The following is a 2,332-nucleotide window of genomic DNA, read 5'->3' on the forward strand; positions in this document are numbered from 1 at the left end:
AGATTAATGATATTCTAAACATTCGAATTAAGGTACTCGATCAAGAAAACGTCAGTATTTTTAATCCGATAGGTGAAGGGAACTTGAATGCCAGTGCTGCCGAGCGAGCTTATTTTGATGGGTTTACCGTAGATTCGCACGGCAGAATTAGAATTCCCGAACTTGGGCAATTGACTGTTTTAGGCTATACCACCAGCGAGATTGAAGAGCTTATTAAAAATAAGTTGTTGGAGGAACAATTTAAGGAAACGGCCAATATGTTTATTACCGTAAAACTTTCAGGATTGCGCTACACCGCGATGGGCGAAGTAGGTTCGCCGGGATCGCAGATCTTATTTCAGGAACGTGTTAATATTTTTCAGGCCATTGCCAATGTGGGCGAAGTAGCTATTACCGGCGATCGAAAAGATGTGATGGTCATTCGCCAATATCCGCAAGGACAGCAAATTCACCATCTCGATTTGACCGATGTCAATGTGATGCATTCCCCCTATTATTATATTCAACCCAATGATATGATCTATGTGAAACCGCTCAAACAAAAAACTTGGGGGACCGGAACAACAGGTAGGGATACGCTCACCACGATCGTTTCAGTAGTCAGTCTTCTTGCTACCACCGTTTTATTAATTACAAGATTGTAGTTTATTATGGAAGATCAAGATTTGGATTACTCAGAACCAAGAGGTACCTATTTCGACTTTAGGGGATACTTATTTAAAGTGCTCAATTTATGGAAGTTTGTACTTTTGAGCATTGCCTTTGCCTTGGTGGTTGCTTATCTGATTAATGTTAGAAAACAGAATGTTTATAAATTAGATTCTCTTATTTCTGTAGAAAGTGATCAAAATCCTTTTTTCACGGCCAATACCAGTATTTCGTTCAATTGGGGAGGTGTTTCTGGTAAGGTTGGTAAAGTAATGACCAGCGTCAAAACCCGAACGCATAATGAATTGGTCATCGATTCCTTGCAATATTATATGGAATATCTGCAGCAAGGCAAATATTGGATGGAGGATATCTATAAAAAATCGCCGTTTGTGGTGACATTAGATAAATCAAAAGGACAAATTTTAGGGAAAGATATTGGCATTAAGTTCATTAACGACAAAGAGTTTGAACTGTCCGCCAGTTTTGATAAAAGTGAATTCACGGCACAACGCTATGCCGATAAGGAAAAATACAATGAGAATTTTAATACGGGCGAATTTGTCCAAACCTATAGTTTTGGACAAGTTATAAACCTGCCTTTCTTTAATGGTACCATTACCCAGCGCAACGGTCGGAATATTGTAGCGGGTGCCCAATATTATCTCAGGTTTTTAGATTTTGATTCAATAGTTAATCAGTATAAAAACAATGTCGCGATTGCACCGTTTTCAGGAAGTTCATCATCGGTGTTGACCTTGTCTTTAGCGGGAAGCAACAAGGCCAAAATTGTGGATTATCTGAATGCCACGACTTCTATTTTGAGCAAAACCGAACTGGAACGTAAAAACTTGTATGCTACCAATACCATCAAATTTATTGATAGCAGTTTAAATTCGGTCAATGATAATCTGAAAGATGTGACCGACGAGATGAACAAATTCAGAAAGGCAAACAAGTTGTTTGATGTTACCGAAGAAATGAATATCGTTTCAGGAAAATTAAGAGCGTTGGATTTAACACGTGAAGAAGAACGCACCAAATTGAACTATCTCAATTCATTGGAAACCTATCTGCGCACCAAAACCGATTATACCCAGATTGCCGCGCCAACATCTGTAGGCATCAATGAAGGTAATATTTTATCGAGCGTTGCCAAAATCACCGCATTGGCCATCGAGCGTCAAACCAAGGAATACACGGTTAAAGAAGGCAATGTGATTTTTAAGGATATTGACCGACAGATTGATGCCGAAAAGAATGTGTTGTTGGAAACGATAGACAATACCAAACGGACCATTGGTGTTAATTTAGACGCCATAAATAGTAATATCGCCCGATTTGAGGCACAACTGAGCAATTTGCCGGAAGACCAACAAGAATTCCTGAAAATTCAACGTAAGATGAATATCAGTCAGGAAGCTTATAATGTTTATTTGACAAAACGTGGCGAAGCAGCTATTGTAAAAGCGGCAAACGTATCGGATATCAGTACCATTGATGAGGCCAAAGATATTGGTGGCGGCCGTATTGGCCCTAACAAAAGCCTTAATTATATGATGGCATTGATGCTGGGCTTTTTTATTCCAATGTTCTTGATTTTCGTCATTTTCCTATTGGACAATACCATTCATGGTTCAGACGATGTGGAGCGCTTGTCGAGTATTCCTATTCTTGGATTGAT

Annotated in this window: 2 protein-coding genes; both read left to right on the forward strand. The window is 39.2% G+C overall.

The genetic code is table 11. The annotated features are described in order from the left end of the window. Window positions 1-644 (forward strand): polysaccharide biosynthesis/export family protein (locus tag VNJ50_RS14270; RefSeq protein WP_325582968.1); only part of this gene is annotated, 644 nt, incomplete at its 5' end. A 6-nt stretch (window positions 645-650) separates the two neighbouring features. Beyond that, on the forward strand, window positions 651-2,332 hold a 1,682-nt coding region (locus tag VNJ50_RS14275), incomplete at its 3' end, for a GumC family protein (RefSeq protein WP_325582969.1).

Origin of the sequence: Gelidibacter sp. (genome assembly GCF_035577925.1) — a bacterium.
Classification (GTDB): domain Bacteria; phylum Bacteroidota; class Bacteroidia; order Flavobacteriales; family Flavobacteriaceae; genus Gelidibacter.